Origin of the sequence: Flavobacterium anhuiense, from assembly GCF_001705175.1 — a bacterium.
Lineage (GTDB): Bacteria > Bacteroidota > Bacteroidia > Flavobacteriales > Flavobacteriaceae > Flavobacterium > Flavobacterium anhuiense.
The window spans coordinates 789,865-812,570 of the sequence record NZ_CP016907.1; the positions used below are offsets into that span (position 1 = coordinate 789,865).

Genomic DNA, 22,706 nt, shown 5'->3' on the forward strand with positions numbered 1-22,706 from the left:
ATTAAAAAGGAGCATCTCCTGATACAGTTATACCCATAGATCTAGCTGTTCCAGCAACCATACTCATAGCTTTCTCGATTGTGAAAGCGTTTAAGTCTGGCATTTTGTCTTCAGCAATAGTTCTAATTTGTTCCCAAGTAACGCTAGCTACTTTTTTACGATTAGGCTCACCAGAACCAGATTTTAGCTTCGCAGCTTCCATTAACTGAACTGCTGCTGGAGGAGTCTTAACAACAAAATCAAATGATTTGTCTTTGTACACAGTGATTTGCACTGGACAAATTTTGCCAGGTTTATCTTGAGTTCTAGCATTAAATTGCTTACAAAACTCCATGATGTTAACCCCAGCAGCTCCTAAAGCAGGTCCAACCGGTGGCGACGGGTTCGCAGCACCTCCCTTAACTTGTAGTTTAACTACCTTACTAATTTCTTTAGCCATTTTTAAAAAATTTAACACTGTAATCTATGGAAGCGATTACAATGGTTTATTATAGTGTAACAAAAAATTATACTTTTTCTACTTGCATAAAGCTTAATTCTAATGGAGTTTTTCTTCCGAAAATCTTAACCATTACTTCAAGCTTACGCTTCTCTTCATTGATTTTTTCAACAGATCCATTAAATCCATTGAAAGGTCCATCAATAACCTTAACCGTTTCACCAACACTAAATGGAATAGAACGAGTATCTGTATTAACAGCCAATTCATCCACTTTCCCTAACATACGGTTTACTTCAGAAAGTCTCAAAGGAACTGGTTCTCCACCTTTAGTCTCTCCTAAAAATCCAATAACACTAGTAATTGACTTAATAATATGAGGAATCTCACCAACCAAGTTAGCTTCGATCATAACATATCCAGGAAAATACACTTTATCCTTAGATGATTTTTTCCCATCTTTTACAGTAACTACTTTTTCAGTAGGAACTAAAACCTGAGAAACATAATCCTCCATACCTAATCTCGCAATCTCAGTCTCGATATAAGCTTTCACTTTATTTTCTTGACCACTAACCGCTCTAACTACGTACCATTTTTTCACATTATTATCTGCCATCACAAAAAAATTATCCTTTTAACCAGTTAAAAAATCCAGCCAAAGCTTTTGCAAAAAATTCGTCTACTCCCCAAGTTGCCAAAGCGAATAAAATCGAAAATACAGCCACAACAATTGTCAATTTTTGTACTTCAGCCCAAGCTGGCCAAGTAACATTTGACTTTAACTCTTCGAAAGCCTCTGATAAATAATTAGTAACTTTTGTCATTTGATATATTTTTTATTGCACGGGCGGAGGGATTCGAACCCCCATCAACGGTTTTGGAGACCGCTATTCTACCCTTGAACTACGCCCGTAATTAAAGCCAGTGATTAAAAAATAATCACTGGCTTCTTATTTATTTTAATAGAATTACTCTACGATTTCAGTAACTTGACCAGCACCAACTGTTCTACCACCTTCACGGATAGCAAAACGTAAACCTACGTTCATAGCGATTGGGCTTAATAAAGCAACCTCAATAGTTAAGTTATCACCTGGCATTACCATCTCTACACCTGCTGGTAAAGTAATAACTCCTGTTACGTCAGTTGTACGTACGTAGAACTGTGGACGGTAGTTATTGTGGAATGGAGTGTGACGTCCACCTTCTTCTTTTTTCAAGATATAAACCTCAGCTTTGAATTTAGAGTGTGGTTTTACTGAACCTGGCTTAATGATAACCATACCTCTTTTGATGTCTGATTTATCAATACCTCTTAACAATAAACCTACGTTATCTCCAGCTTCACCTCTATCAAGGATTTTACGGAACATCTCAACTCCTGTAATAGTAGAAGTTAATTTTTCAGCTCCCATACCAATGATTTCAACAGGATCTCCAGTATTAGCAACTCCAGTTTCGATACGACCTGTAGCAACAGTTCCACGACCTGTAATTGTAAATACGTCCTCAACTGGCATCAAGAATGGTTTAGCTACGTCACGTACTGGCTCTTCGATCCAGTTGTCAACAGCCTCCATTAATTCGATAATTTTAGGTACCCAGTTTGGATCATTGTTTAATCCTCCTAAAGCAGAACCTTGAACTACAGGACCATTATCTCCATCATATTCGTAGAAAGATAATAAATCTCTAATTTCCATTTCAACAAGCTCTAACAACTCAGCATCATCAACCATATCCACTTTGTTCATGAAAACAACGATTCTTGGAATACCAACCTGACGTCCTAAAAGGATGTGCTCACGAGTTTGTGGCATTGGACCATCTGTAGCAGCAACTACTAAGATAGCTCCGTCCATTTGAGCAGCTCCAGTAACCATGTTCTTTACGTAATCCGCGTGACCTGGACAGTCAACGTGAGCGTAGTGACGGTTAGCTGTTTCATACTCTACGTGAGATGTATTGATAGTAATACCTCTTTCTTTCTCCTCTGGAGCGTTATCGATTTGATCAAACGATTTTGCTTGACAGTAACCAGCATCTGACAATACTTTTGTAATTGCAGCAGTTAATGTAGTTTTTCCGTGATCTACGTGTCCAATTGTACCTATGTTTAAGTGCGGTTTGGAACGATTAAAATTCTCCTTTGCCATTTTACTTAATTTTTAATCTTAGTTATATATTAATTTTCAATTTCCTACTTACTTGAGCCAATGTCGGGATTTGAACCCGAGACCTCTTCCTTACCAAGGAAGCACTCTACCCCTGAGCTACACCGGCAGAGAGTTCTGATTTTAGATTCCTGAATTTAGATCTTAGATTTTTAAAAATCTAAAACCCAAAACCTTAACCTCTTTTTTTTGTGGGGAGAGCAGGATTCGAACCTGCGAAGTTTTCACAGCAGATTTACAGTCTGCCCTCGTTGGCCGCTTGAGTATCTCCCCTAATTTTTAAAATCCAATATTTTAAAGAACCAATCCAAATCGCATTTGAATTTATTGAGCCGATAGAGGGACTCGAACCCACGACCTGCTGATTACAAATCAGCTGCTCTAGCCAGCTGAGCTACATCGGCGAATACATTAAAAAAGTCCGCTATTTCTAACGGACTGCAAATGTAGCTATTTTATCTTTTAATCAAAACATTTTTCGAAAAAAATTTCAATTAAATGTGCGCTCTTATTTTTTCCTTCCTTTTTACAAGCAAACGTTCTAACGACTCTGCAGAAAGCTCAACCGCTTCTTCAAATGTTTTACACTGTTTTTTTACCAAAAAATCATCACCAGGAACATTAATCTTTATCTCCACCACCTTATTCTCTTTATCACTTGTTCTTTCTACTTTTAAAAAAACATCTGATGAAACCACACGATCGTAGTATTTCTCTAGCTTACCCATTCTTTCTTGGATAAAATCGACCAATTTTCTGTCGACAGTAAAATTAACTGCATGAACATCTACCTTCATAATAAAAATTTTAGGATTAACACTTAGAACCGCTATTTACTTCTTGGATGCGCACCTTTATATACTTTTTTAAGCTCCGCAAGACTATTATGAGTATAAACCTGTGTAGATGCCAAACTAGAATGCCCTAGCAATTCTTTAACTGAATTCAAATCTGCCCCATTATTTAAAAGGTGTGTTGCAAAAGTATGGCGTAGCACATGCGGACTTTTTTTTACCTTTTCTGAGACCCTACTAAAGTATGAATTTATTAAACGATAAACAAAAGATTCGCTCAATTTTAACCCTTTTTTCGAAACAAAAAAATAGTCCGAATCAACCAAACTTTCTAAACCATCTCTTTCCCTTATATATGAATCAATTTGACCGCCAATAATCGGCAAAATAGGAATAATGCGTTCTTTATTTCTTTTCCCTAAAACTTTAATTGTATTACTTGAACGATCAACATTTCTAACCATTAAATGAATCAATTCAGCACGACGCATTCCTGTAACATAAAACATCTCTACAATAAGCCTATCCCGAATCTCTTCAAAACCGACAGGAGCTTCCATTACATCCAGCAAATCCTTTAATTCTTTTTCCGAAAAAGGAATCTGAACTACTTTTGGAGTTTTCAAAGACTTATGCTTCAGCATCGGATTAACCTCAATCTGCTTTGATCTTAAAAGAAACTTATAAAAAGCCTTCAAGGAAGCCATTTTTCTATTTATAGAAACGTTTGAAATATTTTGATCCACTAAAAAAACGATCCAGCTTCTCACCTGACTATAGTTTACCAAATCAATACTTTCCTGCTCAAAAGATTCTTTTACAAAAGACTCAAAAGAAACTATATCATTCAAATAAGCACCAACAGTATGCGGAGAATATTTTTTTTCCAACAAAAGATAATCCGAAAAAGCCTCTTTATTTGTTTTCATAAAATCTAAAATTTAAGCATAAAAAAAACCGTTAGCATCAAAATTAAAACATTTTGACCACTAACGGTAATTATTTTCGAAAAGCCGATATTAACTTTCTAAACTGTCTTTCAAGCTTTGAATGTAAGCCGCTTTTTGGATTTGAGCTCTTTTGATAACAGAAGGCTTAATAAAAGCAGTACGTGCTCTTAATTGACGAACAGTTCCTGTTTTATCAAATTTTCTTTTATAGCGCTTTAATGCTCTATCGATATTTTCTCCGTCTTTAATTGGTATAATTAACATAATATAGACACCTCCTTTCGTTAAGGCTGCAAATGTATATATTAATTATGAATTATGAATTATAAATTTTGAATTATTTTCAAAAATTTCTTATTTTGTGTATGCGTGAGGGATTGCAATGGAAATCCTTTTTGTTTTTTCTTTAAAAACAAAAAGATTGGAATGAAAAGCCCGACCCTAAAAACAAAAGCCTCTCTGCGCTTGCTAAATGGCTTTTGTTTTTAGGGGCACGCCCAAAATAAGCTACTATTTTAATAAGTTTCTAGAAATAACGAGCTTTTGGATTTCTGTTGTTCCCTCTCCTATAGTACATAATTTAGAATCTCTATAGAATTTTTCTACTGGAAAATCTTTAGTGTAGCCATAACCGCCATGAATCTGAACGGCATCATTTGCAATTTTAACACATGCTTCTGATGCATACATTTTTGCCATTGCACCTAATGTTGTTATAGGTTTATGTTGTTGCTTTAAATAGGCCGCTTTATGCAAAAGCAATTCTGACGCTTCAATTTCTGTTGCCATATCTGCTAACTTAAAGGAGATTCCTTGAAAATTACTGATTGGCTGTCCAAATTGATGTCTTTCTTTTGAATATTTCAATGCCGCTTCATACGCCCCTTTTGCAATTCCTAAAGACAGTGCTCCAATAGAAATTCTTCCTCCATCAAGAATTTTCATAGCCTGCACGAAACCTTGTCCGACTTCCCCCAATCTATTTGCATCAGGAACACGACAGCTATCAAAAACCAATTCAGCTGTTTCACTAGCTCTCATTCCCAATTTATTTTCTTTTTTACCAGACGAGAACCCTTTCATGCCTTTTTCAAAGACAAAAGCCGTCATTCCTTTAGAATCGCCTTTTTCTCCGGTACGAACAATCACAACGGCAATGTCTCCAGATATACCATGCGTAATAAAGTTTTTCGCACCATTGACAATCCAATGATCGCCATCTTTTACAGCAGTTGTATTCATTCCTCCAGCATCAGAACCTGTGTTGTGCTCTGTCAATCCCCATGCTCCTATATATTCTGCTGTAGCCAATTTTGGCAACCATTTTTTCTTTTGCTCTTCATTTCCGAAAGTTAAGATATGATTCGTACATAAAGAATTATGCGCCGCAACAGATAATCCAATTGAAGGGTCTACTTTTGAAATTTCTTCAATTACTGTGACATATTCATGATAACCCAAACCTGATCCTCCGTATTCTTCAGGAACCAAAACTCCCATGAAGCCCATTTCTCCAAGTTTTTTAAATAAAGGAATCGGGAAAATTTGTTCTTCGTCCCATTCCATTATATAAGGTCTAATATTTTTTTCTGCAAAGTCTTTTATAGACTGTGCAATCATTATCTGCGTTTCGTTGTAATCAAAGTTCATGAGTTAGTTTCTTTTAGAACTCCAAATATAAACTAATTATTTTTGCTTTTTCAACAGGAAAATCTTTAATTTTTGCTAAATCCTCAATATTATTAAAATTTCCATTCATACTTCTATATGTTACGATTTGCTTTGCGAGTCCATATTTAAAATATGAAAATTGAGATAATTCTTTTAATGACGCCTCGTTTACGTTTATTTTCTTCAAAGTTGGCGGAATCACAACCTTAAAATGGCCATTCAACTCATTTATAACTTCAGGCGAAAGTCCCCAAATATCCTTCATCTGATCTATAGAAACAAAGGAGCCTAGAATTTCTTTTTGTTTAAGTATTCTAGAAGACAACCCTTCTCCTATTCCATAAATTTTCATTAAATCTTCCTGAGTAGCCTGATTAATATCTAAAATTGCAATCTTTTCTTTTTTGGGAAAACTTTTTATGCTGAAATCTTTTTTCTCACTACTATAAATAGGTTTATTCTGTTTCCAATCTGGAAATTTAAACAAAGGAGAAATTTTATTTAGTAGAGAATCTGAAATCCCAGTAACTTTTTGAAACTCTTCTGCAGAATTTACATATTTATTTTCCTTTCTAAATGCCACTAAACGATCAATTTCTTCAACTGACATCCCTAGTTTATATCCTTTATAATCAGAAATAAAATTAGGATTAAAAAGATAATTAGATGGTTTTGCATTTTTATCTATCAATTTCTTCTGATCAATTTCTGATTGAAGTGCAAGCCACTGTTCTTTTTCTGTATTCTTAATGTCTAAAATATTAAAATCAGATAATAAATAAAACATCTGTAATCCTATCATAATAAGAAAGAGAATAAAAATACCAATGCGTTGCTGTTTTGTAAAATAAAAATACTTGTTTAGAGGCTTAAAATTCATGTTTAAAAATACTTTTGAAGAATAAGTTAAGAAAAATCTTTCAAATTTATTAAGAAAATTAGTAAGAAAAGTAGTTTTCAAAAAATTATCGAATCTTTTGTAAAAGGCCAATTAATTTAATGAATGTCAATACTTAAAGAATCTTTCTTACGACAACTGTAAAAAAAACAAAGATTTTATAACTTAAAACATGATAATTGTTTTTATTTTTTACAAAAAACAATACATTTGGCACTTAATAACAAATAAACCAATAAAATAATATGTCAATTTGGAGAGTTAAACCTATATCAGCCTTTGAGGCCGATATGAAAAAAAGTGATTTAAAAAGAGTCCTAGGAAAATGGAGTCTTACTGCGATTGGTGTTGGTGCCATTATCGGCGGTGGAATTTTTGTACTTACAGGTACTGGGGCTTATTATCATGCCGGTCCAGCATTAGCAATTTCGTTTATCATCGCAGGTATTGCGTGTGTTTTTGCGGCTCTTTGCTATTCTGAATTTGCTTCTATTTTACCTGTTGAAGGATCTGCTTATGCGTATGCTTATGGTACTATAGGTGAAATTTTTGCCTGGATAATTGGGTGGGGATTAATTCTCGAATATGCAATGGGGTCTATGACGGTAGCAGTTTCCTGGTCTGGATACTTTAATAAATTACTGAAATTATTTCATATAAAACTCCCTGAATGGCTTACAACAGATCCTGCAAGTTATACTGGCGAAGGTTTCTCAATGAATCTTCCTGCTTTCTTAATCGTTATCTTAGTTATCTCATTACTTATTAAAGGAACAAAAAGTGCCGCAAAAGCAAACAATGCTATTGTTATCCTTAAAGTTTCTGCAGTAATCTTTGTAATTGTTGCTGGTCTTTTCTTCATCAATACTGCAAACTGGAGCCCATTTATTCCTGAAGCAACTCAGATCGTTGAAAAAGAAACTACGCACAATGCTTACGGAATTGGAGGTATCATTTCTGGAGCCGCTGCAATTTTCTTTGCTTATGTTGGTTTTGATGCCGTTTCTACACAAGCTGGAGAAGCTATCAATCCTAAAAAAGACGTTCCGTTTGCAATTATTGCTTCATTATTGATTTGTACAACTTTATATATTCTTGTTTCTTTAGTATTAACAGGAATGATGAACTACCAAGATTTTAACCCGCTAGGGAAATATCCTGAAGCTATTAAAGCTCCTGTTGCTTATGCTTTTGATATCGCTGGACAGGGTTGGGCTGGCTTTATTATTACTGTTGCAGCTACTATTGGTTTAGTTTCGGTATTAATGGTAATGATTATGGGACAATCTAGAATTTTCTTAGGAATGTCTAAAGACGGTTTAATTCCACAAGTTTTCTCTAAAGTAAACCCTATTTCTGGAACTCCAAAAACAAATTTAATGATTCTTGGAGCTATTATTGCAACAGTTGCTGCTTTTACTCCAATCAATAAATTAGCTGATATGACAAGTTTTGGTACTTTATTCGCCTTTACAATGGTTTGTATCGCTGTTTGGATTTTAAGAGTAAAACAACCTGGATTAAACAGGACTTTTAAAGTTCCTGCTTTACCAATTATTGCGGTATTAGGAATTGCAATTAATAGCTACTTAATTTTCAATTTGAGTAAAGATGCTCAATTATTATCTCTTGGATGGCTTGTTCTTGGAATAGTTGTATATTTTGGATACAGCAAAAAGAGATCAAGACTTAATGATGGTACTGAAGAATAATAAAACATCACTTCATAAAAAAGCTCCAAATTAAATTTGGAGCTTTTTTTATAAATCAAATACTGATGTTCTTTTTGAACGGATTAAATCTTTCAGTCTAATCCAAAAAGCAAGTGTTAAATAGACTCCAAAGCCTAAACCTGCTGTAACAAAAGAAATGTAGATAAAAAACAGTCTTACACTTGTTACACGCATTCCGAGTTTATCTGCTAATCTTGAAGAAACATGAAAACCATATTTTTCAAAAAAGAATTTAAGTTTTAAAATTGCTGACATCTCTTTTAGATTTATGACTTTAGATTTTAGATTCTGATTGTTCGCGATACAAAAGTACAAATTATCTAATTATTTTTGAGTAGTTCTAATCCGATAGCACATTTTAAGCATGCTTTACGCTCACAGTATTCATTTTTAAGTTCGAGCAAGGCTTGACTTTCAAATGCGGATTGAGACTTTATTCCAAACGAATTAAACTTGTCAATAATCGCGTTTTTCTCTGAGTCAACTTCATTTATAAAATCAATCAAATCTTCGGCAATTGATTCGCCCCTTATATTAGAATAAGCAAATTGAAGCGGGATTATAGTATTAATTACCACTAAATCTATAAATGGCTTAGAAAGCATTTTAGATTTATTTGGACTTTCTTTATCAAATTGATAATGGTTTTGCCAATATGAACTTGCAGAAATATTCAGCAAACGATACACTTCGCCAACAGATTTCAAATCAATTATTTTTGAAAATAAGTTCTGATGTCTATGATATAAAAATGCTAACTGAGAAAGTCTAATAGTAGGGAAATTATCTGGACGAAGCTTAAAAAATTGAAGAGGATCTGCATAAATCTTTTCTATTTGATATTTATGCAATAAATAGAAGTAGCGAAACTTTAAATCTTTATAATAAACATCTTCTTTCTCTGTTTCCAATAATCCTGAAGTTCCAAAAAGGAGCGCTTCAAGATTTTCGACTTCAAAACTTTCTTTTCTAATCACTGAAAAAGGAATTGCTTTTGCTATCTGCAAAAAGGAATTTCCGTTGGTATTTAAACCAAAATTTTTCGCTAGAAGACAAAACAAGACAGCTTCCCAATCTTGATTCGTTTCTTCTAATAATTGATCTATAAACTTTGATTTTCGCTCTAAACGTTCAAAAAATAATCTTTCCTGCCAATTCTTAAACACAAACTTGTCAATTTCTTTTAATTGCCTTTCACAAGAAATCCATGTTTTTGGAGAAACCAAAGCATTATAATTATCAATAATTTCTTTTGAAACATAATATTTAAGCACTAGAACGGGTATCTCTGTATTGTCTTCTCTAAAAATGGCCGTGTCATTTTCCCACACAACATGAAGAATCACATTTTTATAAGCGGCATCTTTTTCATGATTATGCAAATACCAGTCTGAAGATTTTAGATGAATCTCTACATTACCGGCCCACTTCTGATTTCCGATTTCTATATGAGCATTAAAAAAATCAGGCCCAGCAAGCTCCAAATAATCGCCTGTTTTAATGATGGTTATTTCTTCTCCTTGAACAGATTTTAAATTCAAGCCATCAAACTTCTTGAATTTCCAGAGATAATGAAGGAAGTCTTCTTTCATTTTAGATTTTTATAGTGTAATTACAAAATCTAAAAGTAATTAAATTTTAATACTATTCTTACAAATATTTGAATTATTTAGCGAAGCATATATAATTTAGCACAGGCTCTTGCATCTGACAATGCCTCATGGTGATTGAGATGAATATTCATTTCGCGGCAGCAATCACTCAATTTGGTTGGCTTTATTCCTTTTGCTTTGTAGATTTTAACTGTGCATTCCCATTTTGCAGCAATGTTTAGATCATCATAATTTAGGCCATGAAGCAACATGGTTTTTATTAAAACATTCCGGTCAAAACTTTCATTGTGCGCTACCACAACTCTATTTTTTAGCCTCTTTTCAATCTCAGGATAGATTTGGAAGAAAGATTTTGCATTGACCGTATCTTTCGGATAAATTCCATGAACACGAATCGTAAACGGATTATACTTGTTATTTGGCGGTTTAATTAATGATACATACTCGTCTACAATAACTCCATTTTCGACCGTAACAATTCCCACCGAACACGGATGATAGCCAGTTGCCGTTTCAAAATCAATAGCAGTAAAAGTCATATTCTCTTTTTAAAATACAAATCCATAAACCTTATCGAAAAACAATTCGGTTTATGGATTATTAATTATTTATAAAAGGCTTATTTTATTGAGCCAATTATATCATATTTAGTGATAATGTGATGATGTCCGTTTTCTAAATCTACTAAAACAGCATCATTTTCTTTTGTAAAAAGTTTTGAAACTTCTTCGATCGGAGTTCCTAATTTTACAATCGGAAAAGGTTTGCCCATTACTTCTTTTATTGGCTTTTCGGCAACATTTTTATCAGCAACATAGCTTCTAAATAAATCAGTTTCATCTACAGAACCAACAAAGCCGTTAATATCAACAACCGGAATCTGCGAAATTTTGTATTTACGCATACGCTCAATGGCATGCGAAACTAATTCTTCAGTACGTACTACAATCAGCTCCTTATCAATATGATCTTTAATAACGTCTTCTGCTTTTGTTACATTTTCTTCTAAGAATCCTCGCTCACGCATCCAATCATCGTTGAACATTTTACCTACATATCGGCTTCCAGAATCGTGAAATAACACTACTACTACATCATCTGGTTTAAAATGCTCTTTCAACTGCAATAAACCTTTTATACAGGCTCCTGCAGAATTTCCAACAAAAATACCTTCTTCAAGAGCAATTTTTCTAGTATAGACTGCAGCATCTTTGTCGGTCACTTTTGTAAAACCATCAATTAGAGAAAAATCAACATTTTTAGGCAAAATATCTTCTCCAATACCTTCTGTTATATAAGAGTAAATTTCGTTTTCGTCGAAAATTCCTGTTTCGTGGTATTTTTTGAAGACAGAACCATAAGTATCAATTCCCCAGATTTTGATGTTCGGGTTTTTCTCTTTTAGGTATTTTCCAACCCCAGAAATAGTCCCGCCTGTTCCAACTCCCACAACAAAATGCGTGATTTTCCCATCTGTCTGTTTCCAGATTTCAGGTCCAGTCTGTTCATAATGCGCCAGCGAATTTGACATATTATCATACTGATTTACATACCAAGAATTTGGGGTTTCTTCTGCTAAACGCTTTGAAACCGAATAGTAAGAACGCGGATCTGTAGGCTCAACATCAGTAGGACAAACGACAACTTTTGCTCCAACGGCACGAAGAATATCCATTTTTTCTTTAGACTGTTTGTCTGAGATCACACAAATTAATTTGTATCCTTTTACAATTGCAACAAGTGCAAGTCCCATTCCTGTATTTCCGGAAGTTCCTTCAATGATAGTTCCCCCCGGTTTTAGTCGGCCATCTGCCTCAGCATCTTCAATCATTTTTACAGCCATTCTGTCTTTTACAGAATTACCAGGATTAAAGGTTTCGACTTTTGCCAATACTAACGCATCAATTTCAGCAACAATTTTGTTGAGTTTTACCAATGGTGTATTACCAATTGTTTCTAAAATGTTATTTGAAAAGTCCATTTTTATTTAAGTTTTATTAGTGGTTCTAAATAAAAAGTAAGCCAGTTTTTATTGGAAGAAGTTCCAAACCAGACCAAAACGCAATGCAAAATCACGATACGGATTATGAGGCGCTGCATAATAGTTGCTTTGCGTAAATAAAGCATTAAAATGTTCCGCTTTTAAATAAAAACGGGTCTGGCGTATTCTGGCATTCACAAAGAAATCGAATGTTGCAAAACCACCGATTTTTTTATCCTGTTGCACAAAAAATTCTGCAATAACAGGGTTATAATCATCTCCATAGTATTTAGTCATATAATTAAATACAAGCCCTGTTTGCATGAACAATGCTTTTTTAAAGAAATGATTCGAATAATAGAATGTATTTCTAGTTACAAAATCAGGCACATTTAAAACTAAATCTGACTGATCTACTTTCTGATACAAAAGTGTATTATCTAGCGCAAAAGGACCAAATTTAAACTCCCGGCTTGCTTTTATTTCTAAATAATTAATCACATTTCCGTATTGCATTGGTTTCACAATCTGTTGACTTGCCGCTTTTTCTGCATCTGTAGCCATATCAGTAAAATACAAATGATCTTTCAGCACTGTATACTGAACTTGTCCTGTCAACCAAGGAGTTGTAATCTCTGCGCTTAAGGAATTAATTTTTTCGTTTTTAAAATTATTCGACCAGTTGTACGAAATCCAACTACTTTGGTACAAATTATAATTGTTGTTAGGCAATTTATTAATGTTGCGATATCTGAAATCAAATTTGATTTTTTCGCTCATATCATATCGCAGTTTAGCATCCAAATCTGAAAGCGATTCGTTGGTTATTGATCTTGAATATAAAAATCTACCATTCCATTTGTTTTTCTGATATTCATATTGAGCACCAAAATTGTTAAACTGCAAAAACAAATTATCTGGAACTGCATTTCCGTCAGCATCAACAATAATTCGGTTATATTTATAATTCGATCTATAGTCGTCGATAAAGAATATAAATTTTCCTAAAAGCGAATTCTCGTAAGCCGCTCCCACTTTGTTATACAACCTTTCATATTTAGTCTGATCGTTAATATTACTTGCCGCATACGAGTCTCCAAATCGCTGTATACGTGTAGTTGATCCATCATTAGCAGTTAAAGTCGACATTACAGTTGGCTGTTTATATTCATAAGCTTTATATTCATAATTAAACTGATGTGTTATATATAAATTATTACTCCCATCAGTTGGATTTACTCTAAAAGCATGATCAAAAAATAATCTTCTTCCTTTTAAAAAGGATTCTGCGTCGGTTAAATAAACCTGTAATCTTTGTCGATTTTTATAATCTTGATTATCACTTTCAAAATCAGCATCGTTTGTAATACCGCCATTTTCCTCATTCAATATATCCTGATTCGTGAAGTGCGCGTTTATTGCATAACGCTTATTGGTTGTAGCATAACTAGTTGTAATTCTCAGATTTCCAGCGCTAACCAATTGATTATTATAATCTCCCTCAGATCTTAGACCTTTATAAGCAATAGAAAAATTAAGATTTTTAGAAGCATTTAATGTGATAAAAGAATCCACATTCTGTCCTTTTTTTATTGTTGTATTAAAAAACAATTCTGTAAAAGGAGTTGCAACAGAATAATATCTAATTTGATCTGCTTGCATATAAAGAGAATGTTTTCCGCTAAAACCAATTTCTGGATAAGGAGAAAAACTCGTCAAGCTATATTGCAGCATATTTAGTGGCTGCCCAATATTGGACAACTCCTGGAGTCCGAAAAGATCTTTTCTAAGATGATTCTGTCTATAAGCACTTTTAATAGTTAGCGAAGTATCTGCATAAATTGTATCATGTTCTAAAGTCACAATTTTATACTGATCTATCGTTGCTATTTTTTGTTTTTTCTTTTTTACGGAATCAGTAATACTTGAATATTCCGTATTCATATCTAAATTATTTTTAGGAGCAGTTTTTTTTTCTTGCGAAAACAATAAAGTTGGTACAACTAATAGATATAGAAAAATGAATATTCTCATTTGATGGCTTTATATAAATTTATTTTGTCAAAATTTTGCTAAGCAAAGGTAAATTATAAAAACAAATAAATAAAAAAACACTTCATTTTATACAATTGCCTTGGCTGACAGTACGAAAACGAATATTTTTGCTGAAAATTTCATTTCATTTGTTATTTAAACCCTAAAAAATGCTCGAAAAAAATTTCTCAGGATTTGTTTTAGAAACTGGAACTGATGAAGCTGGCAGAGGATGTTTAGCCGGGCCGGTTACTGCCGCAGCTATAATTTTACCCGAACATTTTGAGAACAAAATTCTGAATGACAGTAAACAATTGTCTGAAAAAACGAGAGCCTTATTAAGGCCAATTCTCGAAAAAGAAGCTGTATGTTTTTCTGTAACACATTTGTTTCCAGATGAAATTGACGAAATAAACATTCTAAATGCTTCGATGAAAGGAATGCAGGAATGTATTTTGAAACTAAAACATGTTCCTGAATATATTATAGTTGACGGGAATCGTTCCTTGAATGCTAAACTCGGACTTAAAAACACTTTTGGAAGGCAGTTTTCTAAAGATGAAATTGCTCTTTTAAAATCGATTCCGAACCAAAGTATTATAAAAGGCGACGGCAAATATCTTAGCATTGCAGCGGCATCTGTTTTAGCAAAAACCTATCGCGACGAATATATGGACAAAATTCACGAAGAATTTCCGATGTACAATTGGAAACAAAACAAAGGATATCCAACTAAAGAACATCGCGAAGCTATTAAGGAATTTGGAACTACAAAATATCATAGAATGAGTTTTAGACTTTTGCCAGAGCAGTTAGAACTTGATTTTTTTGAATAAAAAAACGACCTAAAAAGGTCGTTTTTTTTATTTTTTGCTTTTTAAGAATTCTGCAAACTGTTTTGTATCATAATAAAAAGATCTCACATCTGTAATTTTTCCGTCCTTCAGATCGATATGTTCTGAAATTGGAACTGACATGGTTTTGCCTGATTTTTTTGATTTACAGCTCATTGTAAAATAAATGATCACTTCATTTTTAGAAGCATCACTAAAATAGGTTGGTTCTTTTTCTATTTGCAAATCAAAAAACTCTGTTGATTTTGTAAACATTTTTGTCCATTCGCTAAAACCTGTATAAGTTCCCCCATACGGTAATCCAACAGCTTGATTGTAAACTGCACCGTCTGCAACTACAGTTGCTAAAGCATCAAAATCTCTTGTTTTAAAAAGGCTTTCGTAATATTTAGCAGCTACTTTCAAATTATCAGCTTCCAGATTTTTAAGAATATCAGCTTCAGACAAAGTCGCTCCTTTATCCCAGAAACCAATAATTTTGCTCACTTGTCCTTTACCGTTTAAACGTGCAAAATCACGTCCTGCCATTATTAGGTTGTTTTTGGAATCCAAAACTTTCCATTCCCACGTTACATAATTATCTTTTACAATTTTGGATCCTGATGTTAATATCGCATCTGGATTTTTCTTGTAAAATTCGTTGATTACATTATTAAATGCCGTAATTCCTTTTATAGAAGCCGAAGGATCTTCAAAAGTACTGTCTTCTAACCAAATAGATTTAATCATCTTTAATCTGGTATCGCTGTTTTTTTCCTGCCACACTTTTTCATAAACTGCAACTGGATATAATTTATCTTTCTTTTGGGCAAAAAGACCGTTAAGCGCAAAAAGGAAACAGAATAAGTAGATTTTTCTCATAAGCAATCGGAAATAAAATGAAATTTTAATTTAATAGTATAAAATCAAATTTAGCATAAATAGCTAAGAGAATTACAAGTAGTTTAGAATTTGCCATCCCTTCAAAATCTTAACTTTTGAGAAATGGTTTTTCTGTTTTTTGAATATAAATTTAAGAAAAAAAACGCTTTTTATTTAAAATAAGGTTGCTGTTTTGCATTTTAAAAACAATGTAAATATGCATTTATTCCAAGAAAAATCGAATTTGTATTTAAACAACACTCATATATTTAAAGACTATTTATTTTACGGAATGCAAATCGAGGAGCTATTCTAAAAAGAAAATAAAGCAGTTTTACTTTTGCAATTCTTATTTCAGTCTGATTTTGAGATATACTTTCAAGCATTTCTGAGACTGCATCTTGAGGTGAAATTGCAATTTTAGGAACATTTTCTTTGTGCCAAGGGGTATCTACTACTGGAAATAACACTTCTATAACCTTCATTTTTTCTTTTTTCAACTGTTCTCTTAAAACTTGAGTAAAAGAATGCAGACCCGATTTTGCGGCATTGTAAAACGGGTAAATTGTTCTTGGAACATAAACCAATCCTGTGGTAATATTTATTATTTTAGGATTTTGATTTTGGATTAAAATCGGATACAAAAGCTTGATTAAACGAATTGGTGCATTTAGATTAACTGAGAATTCTTCATTCATTTTTTCTAACAAAAATCGGTCTTCTACAAAATGAGCTTTATTGGCAATAGCAGCATTGTTAATTAAAACATTGACCTTAGGATAATTAATTCGAAGCCATTCTGCAAAATCTTCGCATTCTAATTCCCGAGCAATGTCACACTTGTAAATGACTAAATTGGGCAATCGCTTTTTGGCCTCTTCAAGTTTTTCCAAAGAACGTGAACAGGTTATCACGTTATTGCCCTTTTCTATAAACTGTCGGCACATTTCAAATCCTAAACCAGAGCTTCCTCCTGTAATAACAATAGTATTATTTGAGATTTCCATAATTTCATTTTTTAAATTAGAAATCAAAAATAGTTCTCCTGCTATGGAGTTGCATTGACCTATGTTAAGTCTTAATTTTTCTTTTGAGTCTGCTGAAAGATTCTGGCTGAATACCTAAATAAGAAGCTATAATTTGTTGTGAAACACGATTTTCGATATCAGGAAATTCAGCAATAAAAATTTCATATCGCTTTTCAGCATCTAAAAGAAGCAGTTCTCTTTCTCGTTTTTCTTTTATAGAAAATGCTTTTTCAAGAATTTGAATAAGAAAGACATTCCAAAATGGATTTTTTTCTTTTATTTCGATCCAGCTTGAATAATCAATTTCCAAGATCTCGGAATCTTCTAAAGCTTCTATCGAAAAATAGGAAGGAGTATTATAAATCATAGCCGAATAAGAACTTATAAAATTCCCTTCGGCTATAATATTTTTAGTGAATTCGTTTCCGTTTTCGTGAGTGTAAACATATCGAAACAAACCTTTTACCACAAAAGCCATTTTACGAGGCACTTGACCTTCACGAATAAAATAGTCTGCCTTAGCTATTTTACCATATTGTGCAATACTCAATAACTCCTGTAATTCTTTTTCTGGAAGATCTAAATGCTTCAAAAATGATTTTTTGTCTTCATTTTCCATACTCGAATTATTTTGAATCTTTTAAACAAATTCAGCTTCGAATAGTTCGGTAAAATGTTTGATGATTTTAGATTTTACTTCTTCTTCATCTACTTTCTCCACACCAAGCTCTACATTTAAAGATGTGACTCCTTTTCCGCGAATACCGCATGGAATAATATTATCAAAATAACCCAAATCTACATTTACGTTTAAGGCAAAACCGTGCATGGTAACCCAACGTGAAGCGCGAACCCCCATTGCACAAATCTTACGAGCAAACGGAGTTCCTGCACCTAGCCAAACTCCCGTTTCTCCTTCACTTCTACCCGATTCTAAACCATATTCGGCCAAAGTCAGAATAATAGATTCTTCTAGCAAACGAAGGTATTTATGAATATCGGTAAAGAAATTTTCTAAATCTAAAATCGGATAACCTACAATTTGTCCTGGTCCATGATAGGTAATATCACCGCCACGATTAATTTTATAAAATGTCGCTCCTTTGGCTTCTAACTGTTTTTCGTTTAATAATAAGTTCTCAAGATCACCGCTTTTTCCTAAAGTATAAACATGCGGATGCTCAACAAACAATAAATAATTTGGCGTTGGCAGATCAAGTTCTTCTCTTCTGTTCTTAATTTTTAAATCGACAATATCCTTAAAAATTTCTTCCTGATATTCCCAGGTCGATTTATAATCTCTTTTGCCCAGATCCTGAAGTTGGATTTTTTTATTCATTTTAATTATTTTTCAAACTCAACATCGAAGTTCAGTTTGTCAGGATTCTCCATATAATCCGTAAAAGAGTATTGAATTGTAATTGATTTTCGATCGTCGCTAAACAATGCATTTGGATTAGAAACTTTCTTAATTTTTTTTGGAAAATGATAATTTACAATATAGCTAGATGATGCGAACATCATTTTGGTCATATCTGCAGCTGTATCTTTTGCCTTCGCAGCCTGTAATTTTTGTTGATCGACTACTGCTTTTCTTGTAAATTTCTTTCCGTCGTAAGTATAGCTTAATTTACTGCCATTATCTCCAAAACCATTTCCAAGTGGAGATGCATTTGCTCCTCCTTCTAATTTCTGAAAGGTGCTTAAAGTTTGTAAAATATCCTGAAGCTCATTGACATTTTTAAAATCTGTTCCTAAGTTCATTAAAAACTGTTTTTTTTCAGAACTCATTTTTGTTGAAACCACAAAATTCTCAAGCTTTTTAAGCTCTTTCTGAGTTTCTGGTGATAACTTAGCAATACTGTCTTTTTTTTCTTCAAATAGTTGCTTGAAAGTAAAAGTCGTATCGATATCTTTTTTAGCATCTCCCATTTGACCTGCGATCTGATCTCCAGCCATTTCCATTAAAGCAGAACCATCCATGTCTACCGAAAATTTCCCGGTTCCATTATCATTAATGTAAATGTTTTCAGTAAAAGTACAGCTAGTTAAAGTTGCTATTAAAAAAGAAAAACTAAGTAATTTATATAATTTCATCGCAGTATATTTTTATCAAAGATACAAAGACTATTTTTAAAAATACACTTTATTAAAAACCTCCAATTATTATTCAAATTCTACTTTGAAACCAAAATCCACGCTGCTTTCTTGCATATTGCCTAATGGCATTTCGGCAATAAAGCTTTTTCTATCTGCTGCTACTACTGCATTTTTGATAGAAACAGTTTTAATCCTTTTAGGAAAATGATATTCGACTGTATATTTACATTCCTTCATCATTTCTTCTATTTGTTTTGAAAATGGATCATCACTCTTTTCTTTCTTAGCTTCTTTTTTCTTTTTAGCTTTTTTATCTTCTTTAGAAGGTGTTACCGATTTAATAAAAACCTTACCATCATAAAAAATAGTTGCAGTTGATTTTTCTTCTGGCTTTGGAGCAGCGCTAAGAGCTCCTAATCTTTTTTTGTCAGTGGCTGCGAGCGCTTCTAAACTTTCAGTGGGTGTGGCAATAGTTTTAAAATCTGTTCCGGCAGGAAAATCAAATGCCATAGCATATTCGAATTGCTTTTTTTCGTCATTTACCTTTATGCTTACTTTAAAATCTTCTAGAATTTCAAGTTTCTCTTTTTCTTTCTCGAGCTGCTCAATTTTTTCCTTATCAGCATCTGACAATTTAGAAATACTGTCTTTTATTTTGGCTAGCACATCTTTGACGGTAAAAGTAGTGTCTAAGACTTTATTAACTTTAGTCGAATCTGTTTTTTTCATACCCATTTTATACATCGGTGACATGTCAAAGCCGTAAGAAAAAGTTCCCGATCCATCTTCATTCATAACCATTTTTTCCTTAAGCGTACAGCTTGTAATACAAAGTAAAATAAAAAAGCAAAGTAAAATTCTTTTCATAATTGAGTTTTAAGTTGTTCAAGCGAAGATACTTTCTTTTAAGAATTATTTGAATCGCGTTTTAAAACAACTTCAAATTCGCTATTTATGACTACATACAAATAGCTATAAATCAAATAATTAACACTAAGCCATGTTTTATATTTGTTAAAAACGAATTTATTCTTATAGCGATCAATGTTTGCTAAAGATGGTTGAAAGCCAATAAATTGATGTCACAAAAAATCTAAAAAGTCCATTCTAAAATCTGCATTCTTTTCTTTATCTTTGCACACTTAAAAAAATAGCACAAAAAATGGCATTATCAGAACAAGAAATCATCAGAAGAGAAAAACTTCAAAACTTACGCAATCTGGGAATCAATCCTTATCCAGCTAATCTTTTTCCTGTAGATCATACATCAAAGCAGATAAAGGAAACTTTTGAGGAAGGTAAGAAGGTTATCGTTGCAGGACGTTTGATGAGTGTTCGTGATCAAGGTAAAGCTTGTTTTGCTGAATTGCAAGACAGCGAAGGACGTATTCAATTGTACGTGAATCGTGATGTTTTGTGCGAAGGTGACGATAAAACTTTATACAACCAAGTATTCAAAAAATTAACCGATTTAGGAGATTTTATTGGTATTGAAGGTGAATTGTTTACTACACAAGTGGGTGCAAAATGTATTCGTGTAACTGGATTTACTTTTTTGAGTAAAACATTACGTCCGTTACCATTACCAAAAGTTGATGAAGACGGAAAAGTGCACGATGCTTTCAATGACGCTGAATTACGTTATAGAATGCGTTATGTAGATTTAACTGTAAATCCGCAAGTAAAAGAAACTTTCCTTAAGAGAACTAAATTGTTCACTGCTATGAGAGAGTATTTTAACAATGCAGGATATTTGGAAGTTGATACTCCTGTTTTACAGTCAATTCCTGGTGGAGCTTCTGCAAGACCGTTTATTACGCACCATAACTCGCTTGATATTCCGCTTTACATGCGTATTGCGAATGAGTTATACTTAAAAAGATTAATTGTTGGTGGATTTGAAGGTGTTTATGAGTTCTCTAGAAACTTCCGTAACGAAGGAATGGACAGAACGCATAATCCTGAATTTACTGCAATGGAAATATATGTAGCCTACAAAGACTACAATTGGATGATGGACTTTGCCGAAGGTTTATTGGAGCACTGTGCAATTGCTGTAAATGGTACGAGCGAAGTAACTTTTGGCGAGCACAAAATCAACTTCAAAGCACCTTATGCACGTGTTACCATGACAGATTCTATCAAACATTTTACAGGTTTTGATATTTCTGGAAAAACAGAGCAGGAATTGTTTGAAGCAGCACGCGGAATGGGAATCGAGGTTGACGAAACAATGGGTAAAGGAAAATTAATCGATGAGATTTTCGGAGCAAAATGTGAAGGAAATTATATTCAGCCAACTTTCATTACAGATTATCCAAAAGAAATGTCTCCGCTTTGTAAAGAGCACCGCGATAATCCAGATTTGACTGAGCGTTTTGAATTAATGGTTTGCGGAAAAGAAATTGCAAATGCGTATTCTGAATTAAATGACCCAATTGACCAAAGAGAGCGTTTTGAAGATCAAATGCGTCTTTCTGAAAAAGGTGATGATGAAGCAAATGGAATTATCGACGAAGATTTCTTAAGAGCTCTTGAGTACGGTATGCCTCCAACTTCTGGAATGGGAATTGGAATGGATCGTTTGATTATGTATTTGACGAATAACGCTTCTATTCAGGAAGTTTTATTATTCCCTCAAATGCGTCCTGAGAAAAAACAAGCTCAGATCGAATTGACAGAAGAAGAAAAAGTAATCGTGACTTTATTAAAAGCAAACGAGAATAAAATGGATTTATCTCAGCTAAAAGTTTCAGCTAATCTTAGCGGTAAAAAATGGGATGCTTCTATGAAAAACTTATCTAAACACGGTTTAACTAAAGTTGTTGTGGATGGTGAGTTTAAGTTTGTAGAACTAGTTGGTTAAATTCCAAAATTGAAATTCCAAATTCCAAGTTGGATTTTATAATATTTCAAACCCGACAGGTTTTAAAAACCTGTCGGGTTTATTTTTTAATTTTAAAAAGAATACTTCTCCAATTTCTCTCCTTGAATATCCAAAACTTTTGTACTCTCTTTTGGAATATCACTTATGATTTCTTGAACTGATGGATTGGAAGGATATTTTCCGTTTTTCATTTTTAGAAGATGAAATTTTCCTCCGCTTTCAAATATAAGATCATAAAATTTTTCTGTTGATGAAGTGGTTACATAAATTGGGAAATCGGTTACCGTGAAGCGATTTATTACAGTACCGTTATTATTTAAAATATAACCCGAACAGCCTCCGCTTCCGCAGAAATAAGAATTTGAAAAACCAACCAAATATTCGTTTTTCTTATCATTATTTAAGTCGAAAGCATCATAATAAAAATAACGGTCGTCTTTTGTAATGGCAGGAATATCTTTCTTTAATAAAACGAGCAATTGCTTGCGAATTAAGTCTACTGCTTTATCTTCTTTTGGAGTAGCTTCACTCAAATTTGCCGTTCCACCAAGTGTTTTAGACAATGTGTCTTGAACAACTGTTTTTACAATATTTTTCGAATTTTCTTTATTCTGGCAAGAACTCAGTGCCAAAATTGCGATTAGAATTAAAATCTTATTTTTCATTATTGAAATTTTAAATTCGTC

The 22,706-nt window shown here is 33.2% G+C and carries 24 protein-coding genes and 4 tRNA genes; 3 read left to right on the forward strand and 25 right to left on the reverse strand.

What is annotated here, in order from left to right:
* Position 1: 1 nt before the first annotated feature.
* The 13 genes from rplK to BB050_RS03280 all read right to left on the reverse strand — a co-directional run bounded on the left by rplK (position 2) and on the right by BB050_RS03280 (position 6,911).
* The gene (gene rplK / locus BB050_RS03220) at positions 2 to 439 is read right to left on the reverse strand and encodes a 50S ribosomal protein L11 (RefSeq protein WP_008466923.1); all 438 of its coding nucleotides are present in this window, start codon (positions 437 to 439) and stop codon (positions 2 to 4) included.
* A 67-nt stretch (positions 440 to 506) separates the two neighbouring features.
* The gene (gene nusG / locus BB050_RS03225; protein WP_008466925.1) at positions 507 to 1,058 is read right to left on the reverse strand and encodes a transcription termination/antitermination protein NusG; all 552 of its coding nucleotides are present in this window, start codon (positions 1,056 to 1,058) and stop codon (positions 507 to 509) included.
* Positions 1,059 to 1,068: 10 nt separating this feature from the next.
* The gene (secE, locus tag BB050_RS03230) at positions 1,069 to 1,266 is read right to left on the reverse strand and encodes a preprotein translocase subunit SecE (RefSeq protein ID WP_008466927.1); all 198 of its coding nucleotides are present in this window, start codon (positions 1,264 to 1,266) and stop codon (positions 1,069 to 1,071) included.
* An 18-nt stretch (positions 1,267 to 1,284) separates the two neighbouring features.
* Positions 1,285 to 1,355, reverse strand: a tRNA-Trp gene (locus BB050_RS03235).
* A gap of 55 nt (positions 1,356 to 1,410) precedes the next feature.
* Entirely contained in the window at positions 1,411 to 2,598 is a 1,188-nt protein-coding gene (gene tuf / locus BB050_RS03240; RefSeq protein ID WP_008466928.1) for an elongation factor Tu, read from the reverse strand.
* 55 nt (positions 2,599 to 2,653) lie between these two features.
* Positions 2,654 to 2,725 (reverse strand) — tRNA-Thr (locus BB050_RS03245).
* 83 nt (positions 2,726 to 2,808) lie between these two features.
* Positions 2,809 to 2,889, reverse strand: a tRNA-Tyr gene (locus tag BB050_RS03250).
* Between the two features lie 57 nt (positions 2,890 to 2,946).
* Positions 2,947 to 3,020, reverse strand: a tRNA-Thr gene (locus BB050_RS03255).
* Positions 3,021 to 3,110: 90 nt separating this feature from the next.
* Positions 3,111 to 3,413 (reverse strand): ribosome hibernation-promoting factor, HPF/YfiA family, encoded by a 303-nt coding sequence (hpf, locus tag BB050_RS03260; RefSeq protein WP_008466930.1) that lies wholly within the window; start codon positions 3,411 to 3,413, stop codon positions 3,111 to 3,113.
* Positions 3,414 to 3,445: 32 nt separating this feature from the next.
* On the reverse strand, positions 3,446 to 4,339 hold the full coding sequence (locus BB050_RS03265) for a tyrosine-type recombinase/integrase (RefSeq protein WP_066032587.1): 894 nt from the start codon (positions 4,337 to 4,339) through the stop codon (positions 3,446 to 3,448).
* Between the two features lie 90 nt (positions 4,340 to 4,429).
* Positions 4,430 to 4,624, reverse strand: a complete 195-nt coding sequence (gene rpsU, locus BB050_RS03270) for a 30S ribosomal protein S21 (protein WP_008466933.1) — start codon at positions 4,622 to 4,624, stop codon at positions 4,430 to 4,432.
* Positions 4,625 to 4,870: 246 nt separating this feature from the next.
* Positions 4,871 to 6,010 (reverse strand): acyl-CoA dehydrogenase family protein, encoded by a 1,140-nt coding sequence (locus tag BB050_RS03275; protein ID WP_066032588.1) that lies wholly within the window; start codon positions 6,008 to 6,010, stop codon positions 4,871 to 4,873.
* A 13-nt stretch (positions 6,011 to 6,023) separates the two neighbouring features.
* Complete coding sequence (locus BB050_RS03280; RefSeq protein WP_066035092.1) at positions 6,024 to 6,911, reverse strand: helix-hairpin-helix domain-containing protein; 888 nt, start codon at positions 6,909 to 6,911, stop codon at positions 6,024 to 6,026.
* Between the two features lie 263 nt (positions 6,912 to 7,174).
* On the opposite strand from BB050_RS03280, the gene BB050_RS03285 reads away from it, so the two are divergent.
* Positions 7,175 to 8,641 (forward strand): APC family permease, encoded by a 1,467-nt coding sequence (locus BB050_RS03285; RefSeq protein WP_066032589.1) that lies wholly within the window; start codon positions 7,175 to 7,177, stop codon positions 8,639 to 8,641.
* A gap of 48 nt (positions 8,642 to 8,689) precedes the next feature.
* Here the strand turns inward: BB050_RS03285 and BB050_RS03290 are convergent, their stop codons facing one another.
* The 5 genes from BB050_RS03290 to BB050_RS03310 form a co-directional block, all read right to left on the reverse strand.
* A complete protein-coding gene (locus BB050_RS03290; protein WP_008466940.1) occupies positions 8,690 to 8,917 on the reverse strand; it encodes a PspC family transcriptional regulator in 228 nt (75 codons plus the stop codon).
* 65 nt (positions 8,918 to 8,982) lie between these two features.
* Entirely contained in the window at positions 8,983 to 10,254 is a 1,272-nt protein-coding gene (locus BB050_RS03295) for a DUF2851 family protein (protein WP_066032590.1), read from the reverse strand.
* Between the two features lie 77 nt (positions 10,255 to 10,331).
* The gene (locus tag BB050_RS03300; protein WP_066032591.1) at positions 10,332 to 10,814 is read right to left on the reverse strand and encodes a 3'-5' exonuclease; all 483 of its coding nucleotides are present in this window, start codon (positions 10,812 to 10,814) and stop codon (positions 10,332 to 10,334) included.
* A gap of 80 nt (positions 10,815 to 10,894) precedes the next feature.
* On the reverse strand, positions 10,895 to 12,256 hold the full coding sequence (locus BB050_RS03305) for a pyridoxal-phosphate dependent enzyme (RefSeq protein WP_066032592.1): 1,362 nt from the start codon (positions 12,254 to 12,256) through the stop codon (positions 10,895 to 10,897).
* Between the two features lie 48 nt (positions 12,257 to 12,304).
* Positions 12,305 to 14,290, reverse strand: coding sequence for a putative porin (locus BB050_RS03310; RefSeq protein ID WP_066032593.1), 1,986 nt, complete (start codon positions 14,288 to 14,290; stop codon positions 12,305 to 12,307).
* A gap of 170 nt (positions 14,291 to 14,460) precedes the next feature.
* On the opposite strand from BB050_RS03310, the gene BB050_RS03315 reads away from it, so the two are divergent.
* Entirely contained in the window at positions 14,461 to 15,126 is a 666-nt protein-coding gene (locus BB050_RS03315) for a ribonuclease HII (protein ID WP_008466949.1), read from the forward strand.
* A 27-nt stretch (positions 15,127 to 15,153) separates the two neighbouring features.
* Here BB050_RS03315 and BB050_RS03320 read toward each other — a convergent pair whose 3' ends face one another.
* From BB050_RS03320 to BB050_RS03345, 6 genes are all read right to left on the reverse strand, one after another.
* Entirely contained in the window at positions 15,154 to 16,005 is an 852-nt protein-coding gene (locus BB050_RS03320) for a nuclear transport factor 2 family protein (protein ID WP_066032594.1), read from the reverse strand.
* A 269-nt stretch (positions 16,006 to 16,274) separates the two neighbouring features.
* A complete protein-coding gene (locus BB050_RS03325) occupies positions 16,275 to 17,012 on the reverse strand; it encodes an SDR family oxidoreductase (protein ID WP_066032595.1) in 738 nt (245 codons plus the stop codon).
* 64 nt (positions 17,013 to 17,076) lie between these two features.
* Positions 17,077 to 17,652: a Crp/Fnr family transcriptional regulator gene (locus BB050_RS03330; protein WP_066032596.1), complete on the reverse strand. Its 576-nt coding sequence runs from the start codon at positions 17,650 to 17,652 to the stop codon at positions 17,077 to 17,079.
* Between the two features lie 21 nt (positions 17,653 to 17,673).
* Entirely contained in the window at positions 17,674 to 18,372 is a 699-nt protein-coding gene (gene lipB, locus BB050_RS03335; RefSeq protein ID WP_066032597.1) for a lipoyl(octanoyl) transferase LipB, read from the reverse strand.
* 5 nt (positions 18,373 to 18,377) lie between these two features.
* Positions 18,378 to 19,130, reverse strand: a complete 753-nt coding sequence (locus BB050_RS03340; RefSeq protein WP_066032598.1) for a hypothetical protein — start codon at positions 19,128 to 19,130, stop codon at positions 18,378 to 18,380.
* Between the two features lie 69 nt (positions 19,131 to 19,199).
* On the reverse strand, positions 19,200 to 20,000 hold the full coding sequence (locus tag BB050_RS03345) for a hypothetical protein (protein ID WP_123906985.1): 801 nt from the start codon (positions 19,998 to 20,000) through the stop codon (positions 19,200 to 19,202).
* Positions 20,001 to 20,295: 295 nt separating this feature from the next.
* Between BB050_RS03345 and lysS the strand changes: the two genes are divergently transcribed.
* Positions 20,296 to 21,999 (forward strand): lysine--tRNA ligase, encoded by a 1,704-nt coding sequence (gene lysS, locus BB050_RS03350; protein WP_066032600.1) that lies wholly within the window; start codon positions 20,296 to 20,298, stop codon positions 21,997 to 21,999.
* Positions 22,000 to 22,091: 92 nt separating this feature from the next.
* On the opposite strand, the gene BB050_RS03355 is transcribed toward lysS, so the two are convergent.
* Positions 22,092 to 22,685 carry a hypothetical protein gene (locus tag BB050_RS03355; protein ID WP_066032601.1) on the reverse strand — a complete coding sequence of 198 codons (594 nt, stop codon included), beginning with the start codon at positions 22,683 to 22,685 and terminating at the stop codon, positions 22,092 to 22,094.
* Positions 22,686 to 22,706 lie beyond the last annotated feature (21 nt).

What these genes read in the sequence shown, in the direction of transcription:
- rplK (WP_008466923.1), bottom strand. Translation starts at nt 439, where the DNA reads ATGGCTAAAGAAATTAGTAAGGTAGTTAAACTACAAGTTAAGGGAGGT.
- nusG (WP_008466925.1), bottom strand. Translation starts at nt 1,058, where the DNA reads ATGGCAGATAATAATGTGAAAAAATGGTACGTAGTTAGAGCGGTTAGT.
- secE (WP_008466927.1), bottom strand. Translation starts at nt 1,266, where the DNA reads ATGACAAAAGTTACTAATTATTTATCAGAGGCTTTCGAAGAGTTAAAG.
- tuf (WP_008466928.1), bottom strand. Translation starts at nt 2,598, where the DNA reads ATGGCAAAGGAGAATTTTAATCGTTCCAAACCGCACTTAAACATAGGT.
- hpf (WP_008466930.1), bottom strand. Translation starts at nt 3,413, where the DNA reads ATGAAGGTAGATGTTCATGCAGTTAATTTTACTGTCGACAGAAAATTG.
- BB050_RS03265 (WP_066032587.1), bottom strand. Translation starts at nt 4,339, where the DNA reads ATGAAAACAAATAAAGAGGCTTTTTCGGATTATCTTTTGTTGGAAAAA.
- rpsU (WP_008466933.1), bottom strand. Translation starts at nt 4,624, where the DNA reads ATGTTAATTATACCAATTAAAGACGGAGAAAATATCGATAGAGCATTA.
- BB050_RS03275 (WP_066032588.1), bottom strand. Translation starts at nt 6,010, where the DNA reads ATGAACTTTGATTACAACGAAACGCAGATAATGATTGCACAGTCTATA.
- BB050_RS03280 (WP_066035092.1), bottom strand. Translation starts at nt 6,911, where the DNA reads ATGAATTTTAAGCCTCTAAACAAGTATTTTTATTTTACAAAACAGCAA.
- BB050_RS03285 (WP_066032589.1), top strand. Translation starts at nt 7,175, where the DNA reads ATGTCAATTTGGAGAGTTAAACCTATATCAGCCTTTGAGGCCGATATG.
- BB050_RS03290 (WP_008466940.1), bottom strand. Translation starts at nt 8,917, where the DNA reads ATGTCAGCAATTTTAAAACTTAAATTCTTTTTTGAAAAATATGGTTTT.
- BB050_RS03295 (WP_066032590.1), bottom strand. Translation starts at nt 10,254, where the DNA reads ATGAAAGAAGACTTCCTTCATTATCTCTGGAAATTCAAGAAGTTTGAT.
- BB050_RS03300 (WP_066032591.1), bottom strand. Translation starts at nt 10,814, where the DNA reads ATGACTTTTACTGCTATTGATTTTGAAACGGCAACTGGCTATCATCCG.
- BB050_RS03305 (WP_066032592.1), bottom strand. Translation starts at nt 12,256, where the DNA reads ATGGACTTTTCAAATAACATTTTAGAAACAATTGGTAATACACCATTG.
- BB050_RS03310 (WP_066032593.1), bottom strand. Translation starts at nt 14,290, where the DNA reads ATGAGAATATTCATTTTTCTATATCTATTAGTTGTACCAACTTTATTG.
- BB050_RS03315 (WP_008466949.1), top strand. Translation starts at nt 14,461, where the DNA reads ATGCTCGAAAAAAATTTCTCAGGATTTGTTTTAGAAACTGGAACTGAT.
- BB050_RS03320 (WP_066032594.1), bottom strand. Translation starts at nt 16,005, where the DNA reads ATGAGAAAAATCTACTTATTCTGTTTCCTTTTTGCGCTTAACGGTCTT.
- BB050_RS03325 (WP_066032595.1), bottom strand. Translation starts at nt 17,012, where the DNA reads ATGGAAATCTCAAATAATACTATTGTTATTACAGGAGGAAGCTCTGGT.
- BB050_RS03330 (WP_066032596.1), bottom strand. Translation starts at nt 17,652, where the DNA reads ATGGAAAATGAAGACAAAAAATCATTTTTGAAGCATTTAGATCTTCCA.
- lipB (WP_066032597.1), bottom strand. Translation starts at nt 18,372, where the DNA reads ATGAATAAAAAAATCCAACTTCAGGATCTGGGCAAAAGAGATTATAAA.
- BB050_RS03340 (WP_066032598.1), bottom strand. Translation starts at nt 19,130, where the DNA reads ATGAAATTATATAAATTACTTAGTTTTTCTTTTTTAATAGCAACTTTA.
- BB050_RS03345 (WP_123906985.1), bottom strand. Translation starts at nt 20,000, where the DNA reads ATGAAAAGAATTTTACTTTGCTTTTTTATTTTACTTTGTATTACAAGC.
- lysS (WP_066032600.1), top strand. Translation starts at nt 20,296, where the DNA reads ATGGCATTATCAGAACAAGAAATCATCAGAAGAGAAAAACTTCAAAAC.
- BB050_RS03355 (WP_066032601.1), bottom strand. Translation starts at nt 22,685, where the DNA reads ATGAAAAATAAGATTTTAATTCTAATCGCAATTTTGGCACTGAGTTCT.